Consider the following 23,509-nt stretch of genomic DNA (forward strand, 5'->3'; position numbering starts at 1 on the left):
TCATGGATATCAAACGCACGATCCTGATCGTCGCCCTGGCAATCGTGTCCTACGTTATGGTTCTTAAATGGAACCAGGACTATGGCCAGGCTGCCCTGCCGACTCAGAATGTTGCTTCCAGTACTTCCGCACCGGGCCTACCGGACACGGCGACTGGCAATAATGCTTCTGTCAGTGACGACATTCCACGCGCCGCAAGCGATACCAGTGCGACTGCACCTGCTGAAACACCGGTAGCTGCAAGCAAAGACCTCATCCAGATCAAAACGGATGTGCTCAACCTGGCTATCGATCCACAAGGTGGTGATGTTGCCCAGCTGACGCTGCCGCTGTATCCACGTCGCCAGGACCATCCGGAAATTCCATTCCAGTTGTTCGATAACGGCAACGAGCGGACTTATCTGGCCCAGAGCGGTTTGATCGGTACCGATGGTCCGGACGCAAGTCCTGCCGGTCGTCCGGTTTACTCCTCGGAGAAGAAGATCTACCAACTGGCTGACGGTCAGGACCAATTGGTCGTGGACCTGAAGTTCAGCAAGGACGGCGTCAACTACATCAAGCGTTTCACCGTGAAACGTGGCCTGTATGACGTAACCGTTACCTACTTGATCGACAACGAAAGCGCCAAGCCTTGGTCCGGTGCGATGTTCGCTCAATTGAAGCGTGACGCCAGCGCCGATCCATCGTCCAGCACTGCCACCGGTACCGCGACTTACCTGGGCGCTGCCCTGTGGACAAGTAACGAGCCGTACAAGAAAGTGTCCATGAAGGACATGGACAAGGTGACCGAAGACAAAACCAAGCCACCCATCACCTATAACGTGAATGGCGGCTGGGTTGCATGGTTGCAGCACTATTTTGTAACCGCATGGATTCCTCAGTCAGGCCAGAACAATGCGGTAGTTGCTCGTAAAGATGGCAAAGGCAACTACATCATCGGCTACACCGCGCCAGCATTGACTGTTGCGCCAGGTGCTAAAGCCGAGACCAGCGCAGTTCTGTACGCAGGTCCGAAAAGCCAGGCTGTGCTGAAACAGTTGTCCCCGGGTCTGGAACTGACCGTCGACTACGGCATTCTGTGGTTCATTGCCCAGCCAATTTTCTGGCTGCTGCAACATATCCACGCGCTGGTCGGTAACTGGGGCTGGTCGATCATCTTCCTGACCATGCTGATCAAAGGGCTTTTCTTCCCGCTGTCGGCTGCCAGCTACAAATCGATGGCCCGCATGCGCGCGGTGGCACCGAAACTGGCTGCACTGAAAGAGCAGCATGGCGACGACCGGCAGAAAATGTCGCAATCCATGATGGAGCTGTACAAGAAAGAGAAGATCAATCCGCTGGGTGGTTGCTTGCCAATCCTCGTGCAGATGCCAGTTTTCCTTTCGTTGTACTGGGTTCTGCTGGAAAGCGTTGAAATGCGCCAAGCGCCGTTCATGCTGTGGATTACTGACCTGTCGATCAAGGATCCGTTCTTCATTCTGCCGATCATCATGGGCGCAACCATGTTCATCCAGCAGCAGTTGAACCCTACACCTCCGGATCCGATGCAGGCCAAGGTGATGAAGCTGATGCCAATCATCTTCACCTTCTTCTTCCTGTGGTTCCCGGCGGGTCTGGTGCTGTACTGGGTAGTGAACAACTGCCTGTCCATCACCCAACAGTGGTACATCACTCGTAAAATCGAAGCGGCTACCAAAGCAGCTGCCTGATTTACACTGTGGATAACCACTCAAAACGCCCCCTAGTGGGGCGTTTTGCTATCTGTCACTTTTGTCTGGATACCGGTTTATGAGCGTTCCTCGTGAAACCATTGCAGCCGTCGCCACCGCTCAAGGTCGCGGTGGTGTGGGCATCGTCCGTATTTCCGGGCCGTTGGCGAGCCTTGCAGCCAAAGCCATCAGCGGTCGCGAACTGAAACCCCGATTTGCCCATTACGGCCCGTTTCTCAGTGAAAACGAAGAGGTGCTCGACGAAGGCATCGCGTTGTATTTCCCCGGACCGAACTCATTCACCGGCGAAGATGTGCTTGAACTGCAGGGGCACGGCGGGCCGATCGTGCTGGACATGTTGCTCAAGCGTTGCCTGGAACTGGGCTGTCGTCTCGCCCGTCCGGGTGAATTCAGTGAGCGAGCGTTCCTCAATGACAAACTCGATCTGGCCCAAGCGGAAGCTATCGCCGACTTGATCGAGGCAAGTTCTGCACAGGCCGCACGCAACGCGCTGCGTTCGTTGCAGGGTGCATTTTCCCAACGTGTGCATAACCTCACCGAACAACTGATTGGCCTGCGCATCTATGTCGAGGCGGCTATTGATTTTCCGGAAGAAGAAATCGATTTTCTAGCGGATGGTCACGTACTGGCCATGCTCGACAAAGTGCGCGACGAATTATCCACAGTGCTTCGTGAAGCCGGGCAAGGTGCCTTGCTGCGTGACGGGATGACGGTGGTCATTGCCGGCCGTCCGAATGCCGGTAAATCCAGCCTGTTGAATGCATTGGCTGGTAGAGAAGCCGCGATCGTCACCGAGATTGCCGGCACCACCCGGGACATTCTTCGCGAACATATCCACATCGATGGCATGCCGTTGCACGTGGTCGACACTGCAGGCTTGCGCGATACCGATGACCAGGTGGAAAAGATCGGGGTTGAACGGGCGTTGAAAGCCATCGGCGAGGCCGATCGCGTGCTGTTGGTGGTTGATGCGACCGCTCCAGAAGCACTTGATCCATTCGCTTTATGGCCGGAATTTCTCGAAATTCGCCCGGATCCGTCCAAAGTGACGCTGATTCGCAATAAGGCGGACCTGACCGGGGAAGCGATTGCCCTGGAAGTCAGTGACGATGGCCATGTCACGATCAGCCTCAGTGCAAAATCCGCCGGCATGGGTCTGGAACTGCTACGCGAGCATCTCAAGGCGTGCATGGGCTACGAGCAGACCTCGGAAAGCAGCTTCAGCGCACGCAGACGTCACCTTGAAGCGTTGCGACATGCCAGCGCGTCCCTTGAGCATGGCCGTGCACAGTTGACCCTGGCGGGGGCCGGTGAACTGCTGGCCGAAGATTTACGTCAGGCTCAGCACTCACTTGGTGAAATCACCGGTGCATTCAGCTCCGATGACCTGCTGGGACGCATTTTCTCCAGCTTCTGCATCGGTAAATAGTCCCGTCGTTATTCACAGACAGGCCATTCGAGCCTGTCTGTTCCCTCCCTTGTCCTGAATTTTTCTCCAGTGCCGAGCATATTCCTTCTGCTTGAGCGGATTTTCTGTGCCCGCAATTCGCTCAATCAGCGCTTTTCTGTGGATTAAGCCCTGTGAGTAACTGCCACTAAGGGCAGTTGATAACAGGGCCTCAAAACTGAAGATAACCGCCCCTGTGGATAACCACCCCTTTAATCCACAGGCTTAAACCGGTTATCCAAGGGCCTCATTGGCACATGACCACAGGGTTTTGAATCTCTGTACATATTGAATATAAAGGCCTGTAAAGATCTATCCACAGAAAGGTGCCTCAATAGAAATAAACATAAAAACAAAGATTTAATAAATTTCTTTCTTTTTAATTTCTATAACCCCGACTTCTCCACAGCTGGTTAAATTTTGTGCAAAGGGTTCTTTAGGAAGGGCGAAGTCCCTATACTTGCCGACCAGGTATAGAAACCTGAGCTCAAACTATTCCTGATTACCTGACTGAAGCAGGCACGAGGTGCGTGGTGGATTTCCCTTCCCGTTTTGAAGTGATCGTCATCGGCGGCGGTCATGCCGGTACCGAGGCTGCACTGGCGTCAGCACGCATGGGGGCAAAAACCCTGTTGCTGACGCATAACGTGGAAACCCTCGGTGCAATGAGTTGCAACCCCGCCATTGGTGGGATCGGTAAAAGCCACCTGGTCAAGGAAATCGATGCCCTCGGCGGCGCGATGGCCATGGCGACTGATAAGGGCGGTATTCAATTTCGCGTGTTGAACAGCCGCAAAGGCCCGGCCGTGCGAGCCACTCGCGCCCAGGCAGACCGGATTCTGTACAAAGCCGCTGTCCGCGAAACATTGGAAAACCAGCCCAACCTGTGGATATTTCAACAAGCCGCTGATGACCTGATCGTCGAACAGGAACAAGTGCGCGGTGTGGTTACCCAAATGGGCCTGCGTTTCCTGGCTGATTCCGTGGTATTGACGACTGGCACCTTCCTCGGTGGACTTATCCACATCGGAATGCAGAATTATTCCGGTGGTCGCGCTGGCGATCCGCCATCGATTGCCTTGGCTCGCCGCCTGCGTGAATTGCCACTGCGTGTCGGTCGCCTGAAAACCGGTACACCGCCACGTATCGATGGCCGTTCTGTGGATTTCTCGGTTATGACCGAGCAAGCAGGCGATACGCCGATCCCGGTGATGTCGTTCATGGGCTCCAAAGAGCAGCATCCGAAGCAGGTCAGCTGCTGGATTACCCACACAAACGCCCGTACACACGAAATCATTGCCGCTAACCTTGACCGTTCGCCGATGTATTCCGACGCAGGGCAGATCGAAGGCATCGGCCCACGGTACTGCCCGTCGATTGAAGACAAGATCCATCGCTTTGCCGACAAGGAAAGCCATCAGGTCTTCATCGAACCGGAAGGCTTGACCACCCACGAGCTGTACCCGAACGGGATATCCACATCCTTGCCGTTCGACGTGCAATTGCAGATCGTGCAATCGATTCGTGGCATGGAAAACGCGCACATCGTGCGTCCGGGCTATGCCATCGAATACGACTACTTCGACCCGCGAGACTTGAAGTACAGCCTCGAAACCAAAGTCATTGGCGGTCTGTTTTTCGCCGGGCAAATCAACGGCACCACCGGTTACGAAGAAGCCGGCGCCCAGGGTTTGTTGGCAGGTGCCAACGCCGCATTGCGTGCACAGGGCAAAGACGCCTGGTGTCCGCGCCGCGACGAGGCGTACATCGGTGTATTGGTCGACGACCTGATTACCCTGGGTACTCAAGAGCCGTACCGGATGTTCACTTCCCGTGCCGAGTACCGCCTGATCCTGCGCGAAGACAACGCCGATCTGCGCTTGACCGAAAAAGGTCGCGAGTTGGGTCTGGTCGATGACGCGCGCTGGGCGGCGTTCTGCAAGAAACGCGAAAGTATCGATCTGGAAGAGCAACGCCTGAAAAGTACCTGGGTCCGTCCCGGGACCGAGCAGGGCGATGCGATTTCCGAGAAGTTCGGTACGCCGCTGACCCACGAATACAATTTGCTCAACCTGCTGAGCCGTCCGGAAATCGACTACGCTGGTCTGATCGCCGTCACCGGTGGGGGTGCAGAAGATCCACAGGTCGCCGAACAGGTCGAAATCAAGACCAAGTACGCCGGTTACATCGATCGTCAACAGGATGAAATCGCTCGCTTACGAGCCAGCGAAGACACAAAACTGCCTGTGGATATCGATTACACGAACATTTCCGGTCTCTCCAAAGAGATCCAGAGCAAGCTCGGTGCGACCCGTCCAGAGACATTGGGCCAGGCGTCACGCATCCCGGGCGTTACCCCGGCAGCGATTTCGCTGTTGATGATTCATTTGAAAAAACGCGGCGCGGGCCGTCAGTTGGAGCAAAGCGCTTGAGTTCGTTGGTCACCTCGCAACACGCCGAAGAGTTATCCACAGGTGCTCGCCAACTCGGTGTCACACTGACAGAAACCCAGCACGCGCAGCTGCTGGGTTATCTGGCCCTGTTGATCAAATGGAACAAGGCTTACAACCTGACCGCCGTGCGTGATCCGGACGAAATGGTTTCCCGTCACCTGCTCGACAGTCTGAGCGTGATGTCGTTTGTCGAAGACGGCCGCTGGCTGGACGTTGGCAGCGGCGGTGGTATGCCGGGAATTCCGCTGGCCATCCTGTTTCCAGAGTCACAAGTGACTTGTCTGGACAGCAACGGCAAGAAAACCCGCTTCCTGACCCAGGTCAAACTCGAACTCAAACTGGATAACCTGCAAGTTATCCACAGTCGCGTCGAAGCCTTCCAGCCTGCACAGCCCTTCAACGGGATTATTTCCCGGGCTTTCAGCAGCATGGAGAACTTCAGCAACTGGACTCGCCACCTCGGCGATGCCGATACACGCTGGCTGGCAATGAAGGGCGTTCATCCGGCCGATGAGCTGGTAGCATTGCCGGCAGACTTCCACCTCGATAGCGAACACGCCCTGGCCGTACCTGGTTGCCAAGGCCAACGCCATCTGCTGATACTGCGCCGCACGGCATGATTGGGAACACAAGCAAGAATGGCTAAGGTATTCGCGATTGCGAACCAAAAGGGTGGTGTGGGCAAAACCACCACCTGCATCAACCTCGCAGCTTCCCTGGTCGCTACCAAGCGCCGGGTGCTGTTGATCGATCTCGATCCACAAGGCAACGCCACCATGGGTAGCGGTGTGGATAAACACGGCCTGGAAAACTCGGTCTACGACCTGTTGATCGGCGAATGCGACCTGGCTCAGGCCATGCACTATTCCGAGCACGGTGGTTACCAACTGTTGCCGGCCAACCGTGACCTGACCGCGGCTGAAGTGGTTCTGCTGGAAATGCAGATGAAGGAAAGTCGCCTGCGCAGCGCGCTGGCACCGATCCGCGAAAACTACGATTACATTTTGATCGACTGCCCGCCGTCGCTGTCGATGCTTACGCTTAACGCACTGGTCGCCGCTGACGGGGTAATTATCCCCATGCAGTGCGAGTATTTTGCGCTCGAAGGCTTGAGCGACCTTGTGGATAACATCAAGCGAATCGCTGAATTGCTTAACCCGAACCTGAAAGTCGAAGGCCTGCTGCGGACCATGTATGACCCGCGCCTGAGCCTGATGAACGACGTTTCGGCGCAGCTGAAGGAACACTTCGGCGAGCAGTTGTACGACACCGTCATCCCCCGAAACATCCGTCTGGCCGAAGCTCCCAGCTATGGCATGCCGGCGCTGGCTTATGACAAAGCATCGCGTGGCGCTATCGCCTATCTGGCACTGGCCGGCGAGCTGGTTCGTCGTCAACGCAAAAACTCACGCACTGCCGCCGCTCAGGCAACTTAAGGAATCCCCATGGCCGTCAAGAAACGAGGTCTCGGACGTGGACTGGATGCACTGCTGAGTGGTCCGACTGTCAGCTCGCTGGAAGAACAAGCGGTGCAAGCCGACCAGCGTGAGCTGCAGCACCTGCCCCTGGACCTGATCCAGCGCGGCAAGTACCAGCCGCGTCGGGACATGGATCCTCAGGCGCTGGAAGAGCTGGCGCAGTCGATCAAGGCCCAGGGCGTGATGCAGCCGATCGTTGTTCGACCAATCGGTAGCGGTCGATTCGAAATTATCGCCGGTGAACGCCGCTGGCGCGCCAGCCAGCAGGCTGGCAAGGAAACCATCCCTGCGATGGTCCGCGATGTGCCGGATGAAACGGCGATCGCCATGGCGCTGATCGAGAACATCCAGCGTGAAGACCTCAATCCGATTGAAGAAGCCGTGGCCTTGCAGCGTCTGCAGCAGGAATTCCAGCTGACGCAGCAACAAGTGGCCGAAGCGGTGGGCAAATCCCGCGTGACCGTGGCCAACCTGCTACGCTTGATCGCGTTGCCGGAAGTTATCAAGACCATGCTGTCGCACGGTGACCTGGAAATGGGTCATGCCCGTGCTTTGCTCGGGTTACCGGAGAATCAACAGGTTGAAGGGGCGCGACATGTTGTCGCACGGGGGCTGACTGTGCGCCAAACTGAGGCACTGGTTCGCCAGTGGTTGAGTGGCAAACAGGAGCCTGCTGAACCGGTAAAACCGGACCCGGATATCGCACGACTTGAGCAGCGCCTGGCTGAGCGCCTAGGCTCTGCGGTGCAGATCCGCCACGGTAAGAAGGGGAAAGGGCAGTTGGTGATTGGTTATAACTCCCTCGATGAGCTACAAGGTGTGCTTGCACATATTCGCTGAAACATTTCCTCATGTAGCGTGCAGGCGGAAATCACTACCTGACAGTTGAATAGGGGCTGAACCGCCCCTATACTCTGCGCGCATTTTGTCGGCACAAATTATGCCAAGTTATTGAATTCTGGCAGCCGACCATTGGAGAGCAATAGTGATGGAAACACGCACGCCAAACCGCTTGCCGTTCCATCGCCTGGCAGTTTTTCCGGTGTTAGCGGCTCAATTTGTCGTTTTGCTGATCGCCGCTTTGGCGCTCTGGCAATGGCACGGAGTCGTTGCCGGGTACTCAGGACTCTGCGGAGGCCTGATAGCCTTGCTGCCCAATGTTTATTTCGCTCACAGGGCATTTCGGTTTTCCGGCGCCCGAGCAGCTCAAGCCATCGTCCGGTCTTTTTATGCCGGTGAGGCGGGCAAACTGATTTTGACGGCAGTGCTCTTTGCATTGACGTTCGCAGGTGTGAAGCCATTGGCGCCGCTAGCTGTATTCGGCGTCTTCGTGTTGACCCAACTGGTCAGCTGGTTCGCGCCCCTGCTGATGAGAACAAGACTTTCGAGACCTTAGGGCGTTTGAGGCAACCATGGCAGAAACAACCGCTTCGGGCTATATCCAGCACCACTTGCAGAACCTGACCTTCGGGCAGCACCCAACTGGCGGGTGGGGTTTTGCCCACACCGCAGCAGAAGCCAAAGAAATGGGCTTCTGGGCTTTCCACGTCGATACACTCGGCTGGTCGGTCGCGTTGGGTCTGATTTTCGTTCTTCTTTTCCGCATGGCGGCAAAGAAAGCGACTTCCGGTCAGCCTGGTGCTTTGCAGAACTTCGTTGAAGTATTGGTCGAATTCGTCGATGGCAGCGTGAAAGACAGCTTCCATGGCCGTAGCCCGGTGATTGCACCGCTGGCACTGACCATCTTCGTCTGGGTGTTCCTGATGAACGCCGTCGACCTGATCCCGGTCGACTGGATTCCTCAGCTGGCCATCCTGATCACAGGCGACCATCACATTCCGTTCCGTGCAGTGTCGACCACTGACCCGAACGCGACCCTGGGCATGGCTCTGTCGGTGTTCGCGCTGATCATTTTCTACAGCATCAAGGTCAAGGGCATCGGCGGCTTCATCGGCGAACTGACCCTGCACCCTTTCGGCAGCAAGAACATCTTCGTTCAAGCCCTGCTGATTCCGGTGAACTTCCTGCTGGAGTTCGTGACGCTGGTGGCCAAGCCAATCTCCCTGGCACTGCGTCTGTTCGGCAACATGTACGCCGGCGAGCTGGTCTTCATTCTGATTGCTGTGATGTTCGGCAGCGGTCTGCTCTGGCTTAGCGGCCTGGGCATAGTTCTGCAGTGGGCGTGGGCTGTGTTCCACATCCTGATCATTACCCTGCAGGCGTTTATCTTCATGATGCTGACCATCGTTTACTTGTCGATGGCACACGAAGAGAACCATTAAGACCAGTCTCGACTGGTCTGATGTCCCACTCGGTCAAACGAGTGGGGGCCCGAACAGGGCTATGAAACGATTTGTTTTACCGCTTTAAAATCTAAAAAACCTAAACCATACGACGTAAAAGTCGGGAGGAAAGATGGAAACTGTAGTTGGTCTAACCGCTATCGCTGTTGCACTGTTGATCGGCCTGGGCGCACTGGGCACCGCAATTGGTTTCGGCCTGTTGGGTGGCAAGTTCCTGGAAGGCGCAGCGCGTCAGCCAGAGATGGTTCCAATGCTGCAAGTTAAAATGTTCATCGTTGCCGGTCTGCTCGACGCCGTAACCATGATCGGTGTTGGTATCGCTCTGTTCTTCACTTTCGCGAACCCATTCGTTGGTCAACTCGCTGGCTAATTACTCGAACCTTCGAGTAATTGGTGTGATGTGCAACGAACGAGCGAGGTGTTGGCGTGAACATTAATGCAACCCTGATTGGCCAGTCCGTTGCGTTCTTCATTTTTGTACTGTTTTGCATGAAGTTCGTGTGGCCTCCGGTCATCGCGGCTTTGCACGAACGTCAGAAGAAGATCGCGGATGGACTGGACGCTGCCGCCCGAGCAGCTCGCGACCTGGAATTGGCCCAAGATAAAGCGGGTCAACAACTGCGCGAAGCAAAAGCTCAGGCAGCCGAAATCATTGAGCAAGCCAAGAAACGCGGTAACCAGATTGTTGAAGAGGCTGTTGAAAAAGCCCGTATCGACGCTGACCGTGTGAAGGTTCAGGCTCAGGCCGAGATCGAGCAGGAACTGAACAGTGTCAAAGACGCGCTGCGTGCCCAATTGGGTAGCCTGGCAGTCTCCGGCGCCGAGAAGATCCTGGGTTCCACAATCGATCAAAACGCGCACGCGGAGCTGGTAAACAAACTGGCTGCTGAAATTTAAGCGAGGGCGATCATGGCAGAATTGACCACGTTGGCCCGACCTTACGCTAAGGCAGCCTTCGAGCACGCCCAGGCCCACCAGCAACTGGCCTCTTGGTCAGCCATGCTCGGCCTGGCTGCAGCAGTGTCGCAAGACGACACCATGCAGCGCGTGCTCAAGGCCCCGCGACTGACGAGCGCAAACAAGGCCGCCACGTTCATTGACGTGTGCGGCGACAAGTTTGATGAAAAGGCACAGAACTTCATCAACGTCGTTGCCGAAAACGACCGTCTCCCGCTTTTGCCGGAGATATCCGCTCTGTTCGACCTGTACAAGGCCGAACAAGAGAAGTCGGTAGACGTTGAAGTGACCAGTGCTTTTGCATTGAACCAAGAACAGCAAGACAAACTCGCCAAGGTTCTCAGTGCACGACTCAACCGGGAAGTGCGCCTGCAAGTCGAGGAAGACAAATCCCTTATTGGGGGCATTGTCATCCGCGCCGGCGACCTGGTTATCGATGGCTCGGTTCGCGGCAAACTCGCGAACCTTGCCGAAGCATTGAAATCTTGAGTTTGAAGGGGCAGCAGAGCAATGCAGCAACTCAATCCTTCCGAAATAAGTGAAATTATCAAGGGCCGCATCGACAAGCTCGATGTGACCTCCCAAGCCCGTAACGAAGGCACAGTCGTCAGCGTATCTGACGGTATCGTGCGGATTCACGGTCTGGCCGACGTAATGTACGGCGAGATGATCGAGTTTCCGGGCGGCGTCTTCGGTATGGCTCTCAACCTGGAGCAAGACTCCGTAGGTGCCGTTGTATTGGGCTCCTACCAGTCTCTGGCTGAAGGCATGAGCGCCAAGTGCACCGGCCGCATCCTCGAAGTTCCGGTTGGTAAGGAACTGCTGGGTCGCGTAGTCGACGCACTGGGTAACCCAGTTGACGGCAAAGGTCCGCTGAACAACACCGAGACCGATGCGGTCGAGAAAGTTGCTCCAGGCGTGATCTGGCGTAAGTCGGTAGACCAGCCTGTACAGACTGGCTACAAGGCTGTCGATGCCATGATCCCTGTCGGCCGTGGCCAGCGTGAGCTGATCATCGGTGACCGTCAGATCGGTAAAACCGCTCTGGCGATCGACGCGATCATCAACCAGAAAAACAGCGGCATTTTCTGCGTCTACGTAGCAATTGGTCAGAAACAATCGACCATCGCCAACGTGGTTCGCAAGCTGGAAGAAAACGGCGCACTGGCTAACACCATCGTCGTGGCCGCGAGCGCTTCGGAATCTGCAGCACTGCAATTCCTGGCACCGTACTCCGGTTGCACCATGGGTGAATTCTTCCGCGACCGCGGTGAAGACGCGCTGATCGTTTATGACGATCTGTCGAAGCAAGCAGTGGCTTACCGCCAGATTTCCCTGCTGCTGCGCCGTCCACCAGGCCGTGAAGCTTACCCAGGCGACGTGTTCTATCTCCACTCCCGTCTGCTGGAGCGCGCATCGCGCGTTTCGGAAGAATACGTAGAGAAGTTCACCAACGGCGCAGTGACCGGCAAAACCGGTTCCCTGACCGCACTGCCGATCATCGAAACCCAGGCTGGCGACGTTTCCGCGTTCGTTCCGACCAACGTGATTTCCATCACTGACGGTCAGATCTTCCTGGAATCGGCCATGTTCAACTCCGGGATCCGTCCTGCTGTGAACGCCGGTGTTTCGGTATCCCGTGTGGGTGGTGCCGCTCAGACCAAGATCATCAAGAAGCTCTCCGGTGGTATCCGTACCGCTCTGGCTCAGTACCGTGAACTGGCGGCATTCGCCCAGTTCGCTTCTGACCTGGACGAAGCGACCCGTAAGCAACTTGAGCATGGTCAGCGCGTTACCGAGCTGATGAAGCAGAAGCAATACGCACCAATGTCGATCGCTGACATGGCGCTGTCGCTGTATGCCGCTGAGCGTGGGTTCCTGACTGACGTCGAAATCGCCAAGATCGGCAGCTTTGAACAAGCGCTGATTTCTTACTTCAACCGCGATCACGCCGATTTGATGGCGAAGATCAACGTGAAGGGTGACTTCAATGACGAAATCGATGCAGGCATGAAAGCCGGTATCGAGAAGTTCAAGGCCACCCAAACCTGGTAAGCCGCAGCGGGAGCCGCAAGGCTCCCGCTTGCTAACCTGATAGGTGTTACATGGCAGGCGCAAAAGAGATTCGCAGTAAGATTGCGAGCATCAAAAGCACGCAAAAGATTACCAGCGCCATGGAAAAAGTGGCGGTCAGCAAAATGCGCAAGGCACAAATGCGCATGTCGGCTAGCCGTCCTTATGCGGAGCGCATCCGCCAGGTTATTGGCCATCTGGCCAACGCCAACCCGGAATATCGCCACCCGTTCATGATCGACCGTGAAGTAAAGCGCGTCGGTTATGTCGTGGTGAGCAGTGACCGTGGTCTGTGTGGTGGCTTGAACACCAACCTGTTCAAGGCCCTGGTCAAGGACATGGCGGTAAACCGCGAAAACGGCGTCGAGATCGATCTGTGTGTTGTTGGTAGCAAGGGTGCGGCTTTCTTCCGTAACTTCGGCGGTAACGTCGTTGCAGCTATCAGCCACCTGGGTGAAGAGCCGTCGATCAATGACCTGATCGGCAGCGTCAAGGTGATGCTGGATGCCTACCTGGACGGCCGTATTGATCGCCTGTCCGTGGTGTCCAACAAGTTCATCAACACCATGACGCAACAGCCTACCGTGGAGCAGTTGATTCCACTGGTGGCAACCCCGGATCAGGAACTCAAGCACCACTGGGATTATCTGTACGAACCGGACGCCAAAGAGCTGCTTGACGGCTTGATGGTCCGTTACGTGGAGTCGCAGGTCTACCAGGCGGTGGTCGAGAACAACGCGGCTGAACAAGCTGCGCGGATGATCGCGATGAAAAACGCTACCGACAACGCCGGTGATTTGATCAGCGATTTGCAGCTGGTCTACAACAAGGCGCGTCAGGCTGCGATCACCCAAGAGATCTCGGAAATCGTCGGCGGCGCTGCCGCGGTTTAACGGTTCAAATATTCAGAGGATCCAGCTATGAGTAGCGGACGTATCGTTCAAATCATCGGCGCCGTTATCGACGTGGAATTTCCACGCGACAGCGTACCGAGCATCTACAACGCGCTGAAAGTAGTGAGCGCGGCTGAAACCACCCTGGAAGTTCAGCAGCAGCTGGGCGACGGCGTGGTTCGTACCATTGCGATGGGTTCCACCGAGGGCTTGAAGCGCGGTCTGGAAGTCACTGACTCTGGCGCAGCCATCTCCGTACCGGTCGGTAAAGCGACTCTGGGCCGGATCATGGACGTTCTGGGTAACCCGATCGACGAAGCTGGCCCGATCGACACCGAAGAGCGCTGGGGCATTCACCGTCCTGCGCCAACCTTCGCTGAGCAAGCGGGCGGCAACGACCTGCTGGAAACCGGCATTAAGGTTATCGACCTGGTTTGCCCGTTCGCCAAGGGCGGTAAAGTAGGTCTGTTCGGTGGTGCCGGTGTAGGCAAAACCGTAAACATGATGGAACTGATCCGTAACATCGCCATCGAGCACAGCGGTTATTCCGTGTTCGCCGGTGTGGGTGAGCGTACTCGTGAGGGTAACGACTTCTACCACGAGATGAAGGATTCCAACGTTCTGGACAAAGTGGCACTGGTTTACGGTCAGATGAACGAGCCGCCGGGTAACCGTCTGCGCGTAGCACTGACCGGCCTGACCATGGCCGAGAAGTTCCGTGACGAAGGTAACGACGTTCTGCTGTTCGTCGACAACATCTATCGTTACACCCTGGCCGGTACTGAAGTATCCGCACTGCTGGGCCGTATGCCTTCCGCAGTAGGTTACCAGCCGACCCTGGCCGAAGAGATGGGTACTCTGCAAGAGCGTATCACTTCGACCAAAAACGGTTCGATCACCTCGATCCAAGCGGTATACGTACCTGCGGATGACTTGACTGACCCGTCGCCAGCGACCACCTTCGCCCACTTGGACGCCACCGTCGTTCTGTCCCGTGACATCGCTTCCCTGGGTATCTACCCAGCGGTCGATCCACTCGACTCGACTTCGCGCCAGCTGGACCCGAACGTAATCGGCCAGGACCACTACGACACCGCTCGCGGTGTACAGTATGTTCTGCAACGTTACAAAGAACTGAAGGACATCATTGCGATCCTGGGTATGGACGAGCTGTCGGAAGCCGACAAGCAGTTGGTAAACCGTGCTCGTAAGATCCAGCGTTTCTTGTCGCAGCCGTTCTTCGTGGCTGAAGTCTTCACCGGTGCTTCGGGTAAATACGTTTCCCTGAAAGACACCATTGCTGGCTTCAAAGGCATCCTCAACGGTGACTACGACCACCTGCCAGAACAAGCGTTCTACATGGTCGGCGGCATCGAAGAAGCGATCGAGAAAGCCAAGAAACTGTAATCCCGGCGCCCGGCAACGGGCGCTAATTTAGGTTGAGGCAATCAGATGGCTATGACAGTCCATTGCGATATCGTCAGCGCGGAAGGGGAAATCTTTTCCGGTCTGGTCGAGATGGTGATTGCGCACGGTGCACTGGGTGATCTTGGTATCGCCCTGGGTCACGCGCCGTTGATCACTAATCTCAAGCCGGGCCCGATCCGCCTGGTCAAGCAGGGCGGGGAAGAGGAGGTGTATTACATCTCCGGCGGTTTCCTCGAGGTTCAGCCGAACATGGTCAAGGTTCTTGCCGACACCGTGCAACGTGCTGCCGACCTGGACGAAGCCTCCGCTCAGGAAGCCGTTAAGGCTGCCGAGAAGGCCTTGCATGAGCGGGGCGCGGAATTCGATTACGGTTCTGCTTCCGCACGTCTGGCCGAGGCTGCAGCTCAGCTGCGCACCGTCCAGCAGATCCGCAAGAAGTTTGGCCACTAATAGGCCATCGCTTGTTGCGCGATTGATTAAAAAGGGTAGCCTCGGCTACCCTTTTTTCTTTTTCGACTTTCATAACCTGGTCGCAGCCGCTGACCACCCAGGATTGGTAGCCAGTCATGTCTTTAGAAATCGTTATTCTCGCTGCCGGCCAAGGCACTCGCATGCGTTCGGCGTTGCCGAAAGTTCTGCACCCGATTGCCGGCAATTCGATGCTCGGCCATGTTATCCACAGCGCACGGCAACTTGATCCACAGCGCATCCACGTGGTGATCGGCCATGGCGCCGAAGCCGTACGTGAGCGCCTGGCGGCGGACGATCTGAATTTCGTCCTGCAAGACAAGCAGTTGGGCACCGGTCATGCGGTGGCTCAAGCCGTGCCATTCATCGAGTCGGACACCGTACTGATTCTGTACGGCGACGTGCCTTTGATTGAAGTCGAAACCCTGCAGCGTTTGCTCAAGAAAGTCGCGCCACAGCAACTGGGTTTGCTCACCGTTGAACTGGATGACCCGACGGGTTACGGCCGCATCGTCCGAGATGCTGACGGCAAGGTCACCGCGATCGTCGAGCAGAAAGACGCCAACGAAGTCGAGCGCGCGATCACTGAAGGCAACACCGGGATTCTGGCCCTGCCTTTCGCGCAATTGGGTGGCTGGATGAGCCGTCTCTCCAATAACAACGCCCAAGGCGAGTATTACCTGACTGACGTGATTGCGATGGCGGTCAGCGATGGTCTGGTGGTGGCCACCGAGCAACCACACGACGCCATGGAAGTGCAGGGCGCCAACGATCGCAAGCAGCTCTCTGAACTCGAGCGCCACTACCAACTGCGTGCTGGTCGCCGATTGATGGCGCAAGGCGTGACCCTGCGAGATCCGGCACGTTTCGACGTGCGCGGTGAAATCACCGTGGGCCGCGATGTGCTGATCGACATCAATGTGATCCTCGAAGGCAAAGTCGTCATTGAAGACGACGTGGTGATCGGTCCGAACTGCGTGATCAAGGACAGCACCCTGCGCAAAGGCGTGGTGATCAAGGCAAACAGTCATATCGAAGGCGCGATCCTGGGCGAGGGCAGCGATGCCGGTCCGTTCGCACGCTTGCGTCCAGGTACGGTGCTTGAAGCCCGTGCGCATGTGGGTAACTTTGTCGAACTGAAAAACGCGCATCTGGGCGAAGGCGCAAAAGCCGGTCACCTGACGTACCTTGGCGATGCCGAAGTTGGCGCGCGCACCAACATTGGCGCAGGCACCATCACCTGCAATTACGACGGCGCCAACAAATGGAAAACCGTGCTGGGTGAAGATGTGTTCATCGGCTCCAACAACTCGCTGGTGGCGCCTGTGGATATCTCTTCCGGTGCGACGACGGCGGCCGGTTCGACGATCACCCAGAATGTGGATAACGCGCAGTTGGCGGTAGGTCGGGCGCGTCAGAAGAACATCGATGGCTGGAAGCGGCCGGAGAAGATCAAGAAAAGCTGAGTTATCCACAAACTTTTTTCGGTTTGAGTTATTCACAGGCTGATTGATCGTCATCGCGGGCAAGGTTGCTCTTATAAGGTCACTGGATCTTGTAGGAGCAACCTTGCCCGCAATGCATTTATCCAAAGACATTTTTTCTTACACAAGCTTGACGAAGTTTCAGTAATAGGTTTTGATTGCTTCCGTTATCTTTCGAATCGAAACTTACTTGCTTATGTCGAAGCGCAATACACCACAACGTCGCCACAACATTCTCGCCTTGCTCTCTGAGCAGGGCGAAGTCAGTGTGGATGAGCTGGCCAAGCGCTTCGAAACTTCGGAGGTTACGGTTCGCAAGGACCTGGCTGCGCTGGAGAGTAATGGCCTGTTGCTTCGCCGCTATGGCGGTGCGATTACCATGCCTCAGGAATTGGTCGCCGACATCGGCCAGCCTGTTTCCAAATACAAACAGGCCATTGCCCGCGCGGCCGTTAAACGAATTCGCGAACATGCGCGAATCATCATCGACAGCGGCAGCACCACCGCCGCCATGATCCCTGAACTTGGCCAGCAACCGGGCCTGGTGGTGATGACCAACTCCCTGCATGTTGCCAACGCGTTGAGCGAACTCGAACACGAACCGGTGTTGTTGATGACCGGCGGCACTTGGGACCCGCATTCCGAGTCCTTTCAGGGCCAGGTGGCCGAGCAAGTACTACGCTCTTACGATTTCGACCAGCTGTTCATCGGTGCCGATGGCATCGATCTGGTCCGCGGTACCACCACCTTCAACGAATTGCTGGGCCTGAGCCGTGTCATGGCTGATGTGGCCCGTGAAGTGATCGTGATGGTGGAGGCCGACAAGATCGGCCGCAAGATTCCCAACCTGGAACTGCCCTGGAGCAGTGTCCATACCCTCATTACCGATGATCGCTTGCCGCAAGAAGCAAGGGATCAGATTCAGGCCCGCGGCATCAATTTGATATGCGCGGCTGTCAGTCAGGAGAAATAGCATGTGTGGAATTGTCGGCGCAGTCGCAGAACGTAACATCACCGCCATCCTGCTCGAAGGCCTCAAGCGCCTGGAATACCGTGGCTATGACAGCGCCGGTGTGGCGGTTTTCACCAACGACGAAAAGCTCGAACGCATGCGTCGTCCGGGCAAAGTCAGCGAACTGGAATACGCCCTCGAAGCCGAACCTCTGGTCGGTCGTCTCGGCATCGCCCATACCCGCTGGGCCACTCACGGTGCACCGTGCGAGCGTAATGCGCACCCGCATTTCTCCGGCGACCTGGCCGTGGTGCACAACGGCATCATTGAAAACCACGAAGCCTTGCGTGAACAGCTGAAAGCCTTGGGCTACGTGTTCACATCGGACACTGACACCGAAGTCATCGCTCACCTGCTGAACCACAAACTCAAGGACCTGCATGACCTGACCGTGGCCCTCAAAGCCACCGTCAAGGAATTGCACGGTGCTTACGGTCTGGCCGTGATCAGTGCTCATCAACCGGATCGTCTGGTCGCAGCCCGCAGCGGTAGCCCGCTGGTGATTGGTCTGGGCCTAGGTGAAAACTTCCTGGCGTCCGACCAATTGGCCCTGCGTCAGGTCACTGACCGTTTCATGTACCTGGAAGAAGGCGATATCGCCGAAATTCGCCGCGACAGCGTGCATATCTGGGACGTTAGCGGCCAAGCCGTCGAGCGTGAAACCGTCCAGTATCGCGATGGCGCCGAAGCTGCCGACAAGGGCGAGTTCCGCCACTTCATGCTCAAGGAAATCCACGAGCAACCGACCGTAGTTCAGCGCACCCTGGAAGGTCGCTTGAGCACTAACGGCGTGCTGGTACAGGCTTTCGGCCCGCAGGCGGCCGAGCTGTTCGCCAAAGTGCGCAACGTGCAGATCGTCGCCTGTGGTACCAGCTACCACGCCGGCATGGTTGCCCGTTACTGGCTCGAAGAACTGGCCGGTATCCCGTGCCAGGTCGAAGTCGCCAGTGAGTTCCGCTACCGCAAAGTCGTTGTGCAGCCAGACACGCTGTTCGTCACCATCTCCCAGTCCGGCGAAACTGCCGACACCTTGGCCGCCTTGCGCAACGCCAAGGAATTGGGCTTCCTCGCCAGCCTTGCGATCTGCAACGTGGGCATCAGCTCGCTGGTGCGTGAATCCGACCTGACCCTGCTGACCCAGGCCGGTCGCGAAATCGGCGTGGCCTCGACCAAAGCTTTCACCACCCAACTGGTCGGCCTGTTGTTGCTGACCCTGTCCCTGGGTCAGGTTCGCGGCACATTGGCCAAGGGCGTCGAAGCGACCCTGGTCGAAGAACTGCGTCGCCTGCCAGCCCGCTTGGGCGAAGCCCTGGCCATGGACAGCACCGTGGAGAAAATCGCCGAGCTGTTCGCCGAGAAGAACCACACCCTGTTCCTGGGCCGTGGCGCGCAATTCCCGGTGGCAATGGAAGGGGCCCTGAAACTCAAAGAAATCTCCTACATCCACGCCGAAGCCTACCCGGCGGGCGAACTCAAGCACGGCCCGTTGGCGCTTGTGGATAACGACATGCCAGTGGTCACCGTGGCGCCGAACAACGAACTGCTGGAGAAGCTCAAATCCAACCTCCAGGAAGTCCGCGCCCGTGGCGGCCAACTGATCGTCTTCGCAGACGAGCAGGCAGGCATGACCAACGGCGAAGGCACCCACGTTGTGCACATGCCGCACATCCACGACATCCTGTCACCGATCCTCTACACCATCCCGCTGCAGTTGCTGTCGTATTACGTCGCCGTGTTGAAAGGCACAGACGTTGACCAGCCACGTAACCTGGCGAAATCGGTGACTGTGGAATAAGTTATCCACAGGTGATCGAAGCTTAAAAAATCGCAGCCTCTGGTTGCGATTTTTTTTATCTGAATAAAGGACAAGCGCCATGGACCGATTCCAGGAAATGCAAGTCTTCGCCGCCGTCGCCAAGGAGCAAGGTTTCTCGGCGGCGGCGCGGCTTTTGGGGATGTCTGCGGCCAGTGTCACTCGGGCCGTGGCGGCGCTGGAGAAGCGCATTGGCACTCAGTTACTGACGCGCACCACCCGCAGCGTGTATTTGAGCGAAGCGGGCCAGCGTTTTCTGGAGGATTGTCGGAGAATTCTTGCCGAGGTGCAGGAAGCTGAAGATTCGGCAGCCGGAAGTCATGCCCAGCCTCGTGGGCAACTGACCATTACGGCGCCTGTGTTGTTCGGTGATTTGTTCGTCACGCCGATCATGGTCGGTTACCTCACTCAATTTCCTGACGTCAGCATCAACGCTCTGCTCGTCGACCGTGTGGTGAGCATGGTCGAGGAGGGCGTCGATGTGGCGGTGCGCATCGGCGAGCTGCCGGACAGCAATCAACATGCAATCCGGGTCGGTGAAGTGCGGCGGGTGATTTGCGCTTCTCCGCAATTCTTGAAAGCCCATGGTCGGCCTCGGCATCCTGCCGAATTGAGCGCAGCACCGATCATTGCTACCTCGGCCATTGGGCAGCTCAGGAGCTGGCCGTTCCTTGAGGCGGGAGAGCCGATCAGCGTTCGTCCAGAACCGCGTCTTGTGGTCACCGCCAATCAGGCCGCTATCACAGCCGCCGCCATGGGCCTGGGTCTTACCCGAGTGCTGTCGTATCAAGTGGCGAGCAAGGTTGCCGCTGGTGAGCTAGAAATCGTATTGGCTGACTTCGAACTGCCGCCGTTGCCCATTCATGTGGTCTATCAGGGCGGGCGCAAGGCTCCGGTGCGGGTCCGTAGTTTTGTCGACTTCGTGGTGAAGGCGCTGCGCGATCACCCGGCACTGCAGGGCTAAAGGGTTATTGCGCTGGATGAAATAATTGATTGCGTTTGCTGGTTATTCTGTTGTTTTGGTTGTGGGTGGAAGATAGCTCCAATTGGCGCTGACCTGAACGGCGCCACCCACCAGCGGAGTCGACCATGCAAGCCATCAAACTCTACAACTTCCCACGTTCCGGCCATGCTCACCGTGTGCAGTTGATGTTGTCCCTACTGCAACTGCCGACCGAGCTGATCTTCGTCGATCTGGCCAAAGGCGCGCACAAGCAGCCGGATTACCTGGCGATCAATCCGTTCGGTCAAGTGCCGGCGATTGATGATCAAGGCGTGGTGCTGGCCGATTCCAACGCAATCCTTGTCTATCTGGCACTTAAATACGGTAACGGGCGCTGGCTGCCGACCGATCCGGTCGGTGCAGCCAAGGTGCAGCGCTGGTTGTCGGTCGCCGCTGGGCCGATTGCCTACAGCGTTGCCCGAGCACGACTGATCACAGTATTCGGCGCGTCCTACAATGCTGAAGAAGTCATCGCCAACGCACACGCCGTGCTCAAAGTGATCGATCAGGAACTGGCCGCTACGCAATACCTCGTCGGCAACGAGCCGACCATCGCTGATGTCTCGGCCTACAGCTATATCGCCCATGCGCCGGAAGGCAACGTGTCGCTGGACGACTACGCCAATATCCGCGCCTGGCTGGCACGGATTGAAGCGTTGCCAGGGTTTGTCGGCATGCCGCGCACCATCGCCGGCCTGCAAAAAACTGCCTGATGCTCACGGCCCGACTCAGTCGGGCTGCTCACATTGCGCGATCAGCGCAGGGGAGAAACCGTTATGGAACGTTCACCTTGGCACGCTGGCGAGAAACAGTTGCAGGCTCACGTGGGTGTTGCTGAGCGAATGGACGTCGTAGGTCGTAAGGTGATTCGCAGCGAGATGCCGGATCAACACCGCACGTTCTATCAGCAACTGCCGTTCATGCTGTACGGCGCGGTCGATGCCGATGGCAATCCTTGGGCCAGTATTCTGGAAGGGCCGCCAGGTTTTGCTCATTCCCCGCAGCCTGCGTTGTTGCAGTTCGATAGCCTGCCCGGCAGCGACGACCCTGCGCAGTTGCAAGACGGTGCGGCGATTGGCCTGCTGGGGATCGAATTGCACACTCGGCGTCGCAACCGTATCAATGGCCGGGTTGGCTCCGTGACGGCGAGTGGCTTCGGGGTGACGGTCGAGCAATCGTACGGCAATTGCCCGCAGTACATTCAGCTGCGCCAGTTCCGCTCGGTGCCCTTGGCGGACCCGTCGACCCGTGCCGCGCAGCACCTCAATGAGCTGGATGACGCGGCCACCGCGATGATCGCCGGCGCCGATACCTTCTTTGTCGCCAGCTACGTGGACGTCGATGGCCAGCGCTCGGTGGACGTTTCTCACCGGGGTGGCCAAGCCGGTTTCGTCCAGGTTGAGGGCAATCGTCTGACCATTCCGGATTTTGCCGGCAACCTTTTCTTCAATACCTTGGGCAACCTGCTGATCAACCCTCGTGCGGGTTTGCTGTTTATCGATTTCAATTCGGGCGACTTGCTGCATCTCAGTGGACGCGCGCAGGTCATTCTCGAAGGCCCGCAGGTCGAAGCCTTTCAAGGGGCCGAGCGGTTGTGGACGTTCGAGGTGGAGCGCGTGGTGCGCCGGCCCGCCGCATTGGCTTTGCGCTGGCGCTTTGATGGGGTGTCGCCCACCAGTTTGCTGACCGGCACCTGGGCGCAGGCGAACGCGCGGCTGCAAGCCAAGGCTCTGGGCGACAGCTGGCGGCCGTTGCGAGTGGTGCGCATCGAGCAGGAAAGCCACGCCATCCGTTCTATTTATCTGGAGCCCAGCGACGGCGCGGGGTTGCCGCTGTTTCAGGCCGGTCAGCATTTGCCGTTGCGATTCAACATCGCGGGCGATGTGCATATCCGCACGTACAGCCTGTCGAGCGCCCCCTCCGATGACTTTTTCCGCATCAGTGTGAAACGTGACGGGTTGGTGTCTTCGCACCTGCATGAACACATTCGCGTCGGCGATGTGCTGGAAGCTCGCGCGCCTCAAGGGCATTTCACCGTAGCACCGCATGAGCGTCGGCCACTGGTGCTGCTGGCTGCCGGTGTTGGCATCACGCCGTTGCTGTCGATGGTGCGTGAGGTGGTTTATCAAGGTTTGCGCACCCGGCGCATTCGGCCAACGTGGTTTTTCCAGAGTTCGCGAACCTTGGCCGATCAACCGTTTCGTCCGGAGCTGGATCGCTTGCTGGACGGCCTCGGCGACTCGGTACACGTGATGCGATTGCTCAGTCAGCCGGAATCGGAGGCTCACGAGGGTGAAGATTTCGATCTGACCGGGCGGATCGACGCCGACCTGGTGAAGACCGTTCTCGAAGTGGACGACTACGATCAGGTGGATTTTGTCCTGTGTGGTCCGGGCAGTTTTACCCAAGGGATGTACGACAGCCTGCGCAGTCTGGACATCCGCGACGCGAGGATTCATGCCGAAACCTTTGGCCCCTCGACATTGCGTCGTACGCCGGACCCGGATGCCATCGTTATCGAGCAACCACCGGCCGCCACTGTTTCGGTGCCTGTCGTTTTCCAGCGCTCGGCCAAAGAGGCCCGCTGGCAGCCCGAGGGCGGCAGTTTGCTGGAACTGGCGGAAAGCCGCGGATTGCGCCCGGAATTCAGCTGCCGCGGCGGTTCTTGCGGCACCTGCAAAACGCGCCTGATCAGCGGCGCAGTGAATTATCCACAGCCCCCGGCGGAGGTGCCTGAAGCTGGAGAGGTGCTGATTTGTTGCGCGGTGCCGGCACAGGGGTCGCAGCCGTTGGTGTTGGATTTGTGACCGATCCGCAAAGCACGGAAGATCCTCTGTCGGAGCGGGATTGCTCCGGGCGGCGTTCCGACGATAGCGGCATATCAGTCGACATCAATGTTGAACGTTAAACAGCCATCTCGAGCAGGCTCGCTCCCACATTTGATCTCGGATGGTCTGAAAACAATTG

The 23,509-nt window shown here is 57.3% G+C and carries 21 protein-coding genes; all 21 read left to right on the top strand.

All coding sequences use genetic code 11. The features are described 5' to 3' along the window. Window positions 1–2: 2 nt before the first annotated feature. A complete protein-coding gene (gene yidC, locus BLQ41_RS04765; RefSeq protein WP_090177582.1) occupies window positions 3–1,709 on the top strand; it encodes a membrane protein insertase YidC in 1,707 nt (568 codons plus the stop codon). 79 nt (window positions 1,710–1,788) lie between these two features. Continuing rightward, window positions 1,789–3,159, top strand: a complete 1,371-nt coding sequence (mnmE, locus tag BLQ41_RS04770; RefSeq protein WP_090177584.1) for a tRNA uridine-5-carboxymethylaminomethyl(34) synthesis GTPase MnmE — start codon at window positions 1,789–1,791, stop codon at window positions 3,157–3,159. 551 nt (window positions 3,160–3,710) lie between these two features. After that, the gene (mnmG, locus tag BLQ41_RS04780) at window positions 3,711–5,609 is read left to right on the top strand and encodes a tRNA uridine-5-carboxymethylaminomethyl(34) synthesis enzyme MnmG (RefSeq protein WP_090177587.1); all 1,899 of its coding nucleotides are present in this window, start codon (window positions 3,711–3,713) and stop codon (window positions 5,607–5,609) included. Beyond that, window positions 5,606–6,250 (top strand): 16S rRNA (guanine(527)-N(7))-methyltransferase RsmG, encoded by a 645-nt coding sequence (gene rsmG / locus BLQ41_RS04785; protein WP_090177591.1) that lies wholly within the window; start codon window positions 5,606–5,608, stop codon window positions 6,248–6,250. Before mnmG ends, rsmG begins: the two co-directional genes overlap by 4 nt. Window positions 6,251–6,268: 18 nt before the next feature. Beyond that, window positions 6,269–7,066, top strand: a complete 798-nt coding sequence (locus BLQ41_RS04790) for a ParA family protein (protein WP_090177596.1) — start codon at window positions 6,269–6,271, stop codon at window positions 7,064–7,066. A gap of 9 nt (window positions 7,067–7,075) precedes the next feature. Continuing rightward, window positions 7,076–7,948 (top strand): ParB/RepB/Spo0J family partition protein, encoded by an 873-nt coding sequence (locus BLQ41_RS04795; protein WP_090177598.1) that lies wholly within the window; start codon window positions 7,076–7,078, stop codon window positions 7,946–7,948. A 148-nt stretch (window positions 7,949–8,096) separates the two neighbouring features. Further along, a complete protein-coding gene (locus tag BLQ41_RS04800; RefSeq protein ID WP_090177601.1) occupies window positions 8,097–8,504 on the top strand; it encodes a F0F1 ATP synthase subunit I in 408 nt (135 codons plus the stop codon). 16 nt (window positions 8,505–8,520) lie between these two features. Continuing rightward, window positions 8,521–9,390: a F0F1 ATP synthase subunit A gene (gene atpB / locus BLQ41_RS04805; RefSeq protein WP_090177604.1), complete on the top strand. Its 870-nt coding sequence runs from the start codon at window positions 8,521–8,523 to the stop codon at window positions 9,388–9,390. A 133-nt stretch (window positions 9,391–9,523) separates the two neighbouring features. Then, window positions 9,524–9,781, top strand: a complete 258-nt coding sequence (gene atpE, locus BLQ41_RS04810; protein ID WP_002555987.1) for a F0F1 ATP synthase subunit C — start codon at window positions 9,524–9,526, stop codon at window positions 9,779–9,781. A 56-nt stretch (window positions 9,782–9,837) separates the two neighbouring features. Next, entirely contained in the window at window positions 9,838–10,308 is a 471-nt protein-coding gene (locus tag BLQ41_RS04815) for a F0F1 ATP synthase subunit B (RefSeq protein WP_007948090.1), read from the top strand. 12 nt (window positions 10,309–10,320) lie between these two features. Continuing rightward, a complete protein-coding gene (locus BLQ41_RS04820; RefSeq protein WP_090177606.1) occupies window positions 10,321–10,857 on the top strand; it encodes a F0F1 ATP synthase subunit delta in 537 nt (178 codons plus the stop codon). 21 nt (window positions 10,858–10,878) lie between these two features. Next, a complete protein-coding gene (gene atpA, locus BLQ41_RS04825; RefSeq protein WP_090177609.1) occupies window positions 10,879–12,423 on the top strand; it encodes a F0F1 ATP synthase subunit alpha in 1,545 nt (514 codons plus the stop codon). Window positions 12,424–12,473: 50 nt separating this feature from the next. Next, entirely contained in the window at window positions 12,474–13,334 is an 861-nt protein-coding gene (atpG, locus tag BLQ41_RS04830) for a F0F1 ATP synthase subunit gamma (RefSeq protein ID WP_090177612.1), read from the top strand. A gap of 27 nt (window positions 13,335–13,361) precedes the next feature. Then, the gene (atpD, locus tag BLQ41_RS04835; protein ID WP_008155715.1) at window positions 13,362–14,741 is read left to right on the top strand and encodes a F0F1 ATP synthase subunit beta; all 1,380 of its coding nucleotides are present in this window, start codon (window positions 13,362–13,364) and stop codon (window positions 14,739–14,741) included. Window positions 14,742–14,786: 45 nt separating this feature from the next. Next, window positions 14,787–15,212, top strand: coding sequence for a F0F1 ATP synthase subunit epsilon (locus BLQ41_RS04840; protein WP_075946957.1), 426 nt, complete (start codon window positions 14,787–14,789; stop codon window positions 15,210–15,212). Window positions 15,213–15,328: 116 nt separating this feature from the next. Further along, a complete protein-coding gene (gene glmU, locus BLQ41_RS04845) occupies window positions 15,329–16,696 on the top strand; it encodes a bifunctional UDP-N-acetylglucosamine diphosphorylase/glucosamine-1-phosphate N-acetyltransferase GlmU (RefSeq protein WP_090177614.1) in 1,368 nt (455 codons plus the stop codon). 214 nt (window positions 16,697–16,910) lie between these two features. Continuing rightward, window positions 16,911–17,687: a DeoR/GlpR family DNA-binding transcription regulator gene (locus tag BLQ41_RS04850; protein WP_090177617.1), complete on the top strand. Its 777-nt coding sequence runs from the start codon at window positions 16,911–16,913 to the stop codon at window positions 17,685–17,687. Between the two features lies 1 nt (window position 17,688). Beyond that, entirely contained in the window at window positions 17,689–19,521 is a 1,833-nt protein-coding gene (gene glmS / locus BLQ41_RS04855) for a glutamine--fructose-6-phosphate transaminase (isomerizing) (protein ID WP_090177621.1), read from the top strand. Window positions 19,522–19,600: 79 nt separating this feature from the next. Then, window positions 19,601–20,503 (top strand): LysR family transcriptional regulator, encoded by a 903-nt coding sequence (locus tag BLQ41_RS04860; protein ID WP_090177623.1) that lies wholly within the window; start codon window positions 19,601–19,603, stop codon window positions 20,501–20,503. Between the two features lie 125 nt (window positions 20,504–20,628). Then, the gene (locus BLQ41_RS04865; protein ID WP_090177627.1) at window positions 20,629–21,255 is read left to right on the top strand and encodes a glutathione S-transferase family protein; all 627 of its coding nucleotides are present in this window, start codon (window positions 20,629–20,631) and stop codon (window positions 21,253–21,255) included. 63 nt (window positions 21,256–21,318) lie between these two features. After that, the gene (locus BLQ41_RS04870) at window positions 21,319–23,349 is read left to right on the top strand and encodes a 2Fe-2S iron-sulfur cluster-binding protein (RefSeq protein ID WP_090177630.1); all 2,031 of its coding nucleotides are present in this window, start codon (window positions 21,319–21,321) and stop codon (window positions 23,347–23,349) included. Window positions 23,350–23,509 lie beyond the last annotated feature (160 nt).

This window comes from Pseudomonas arsenicoxydans, from assembly GCF_900103875.1.
In the GTDB taxonomy this organism is placed as follows: domain Bacteria; phylum Pseudomonadota; class Gammaproteobacteria; order Pseudomonadales; family Pseudomonadaceae; genus Aquipseudomonas; species Aquipseudomonas arsenicoxydans.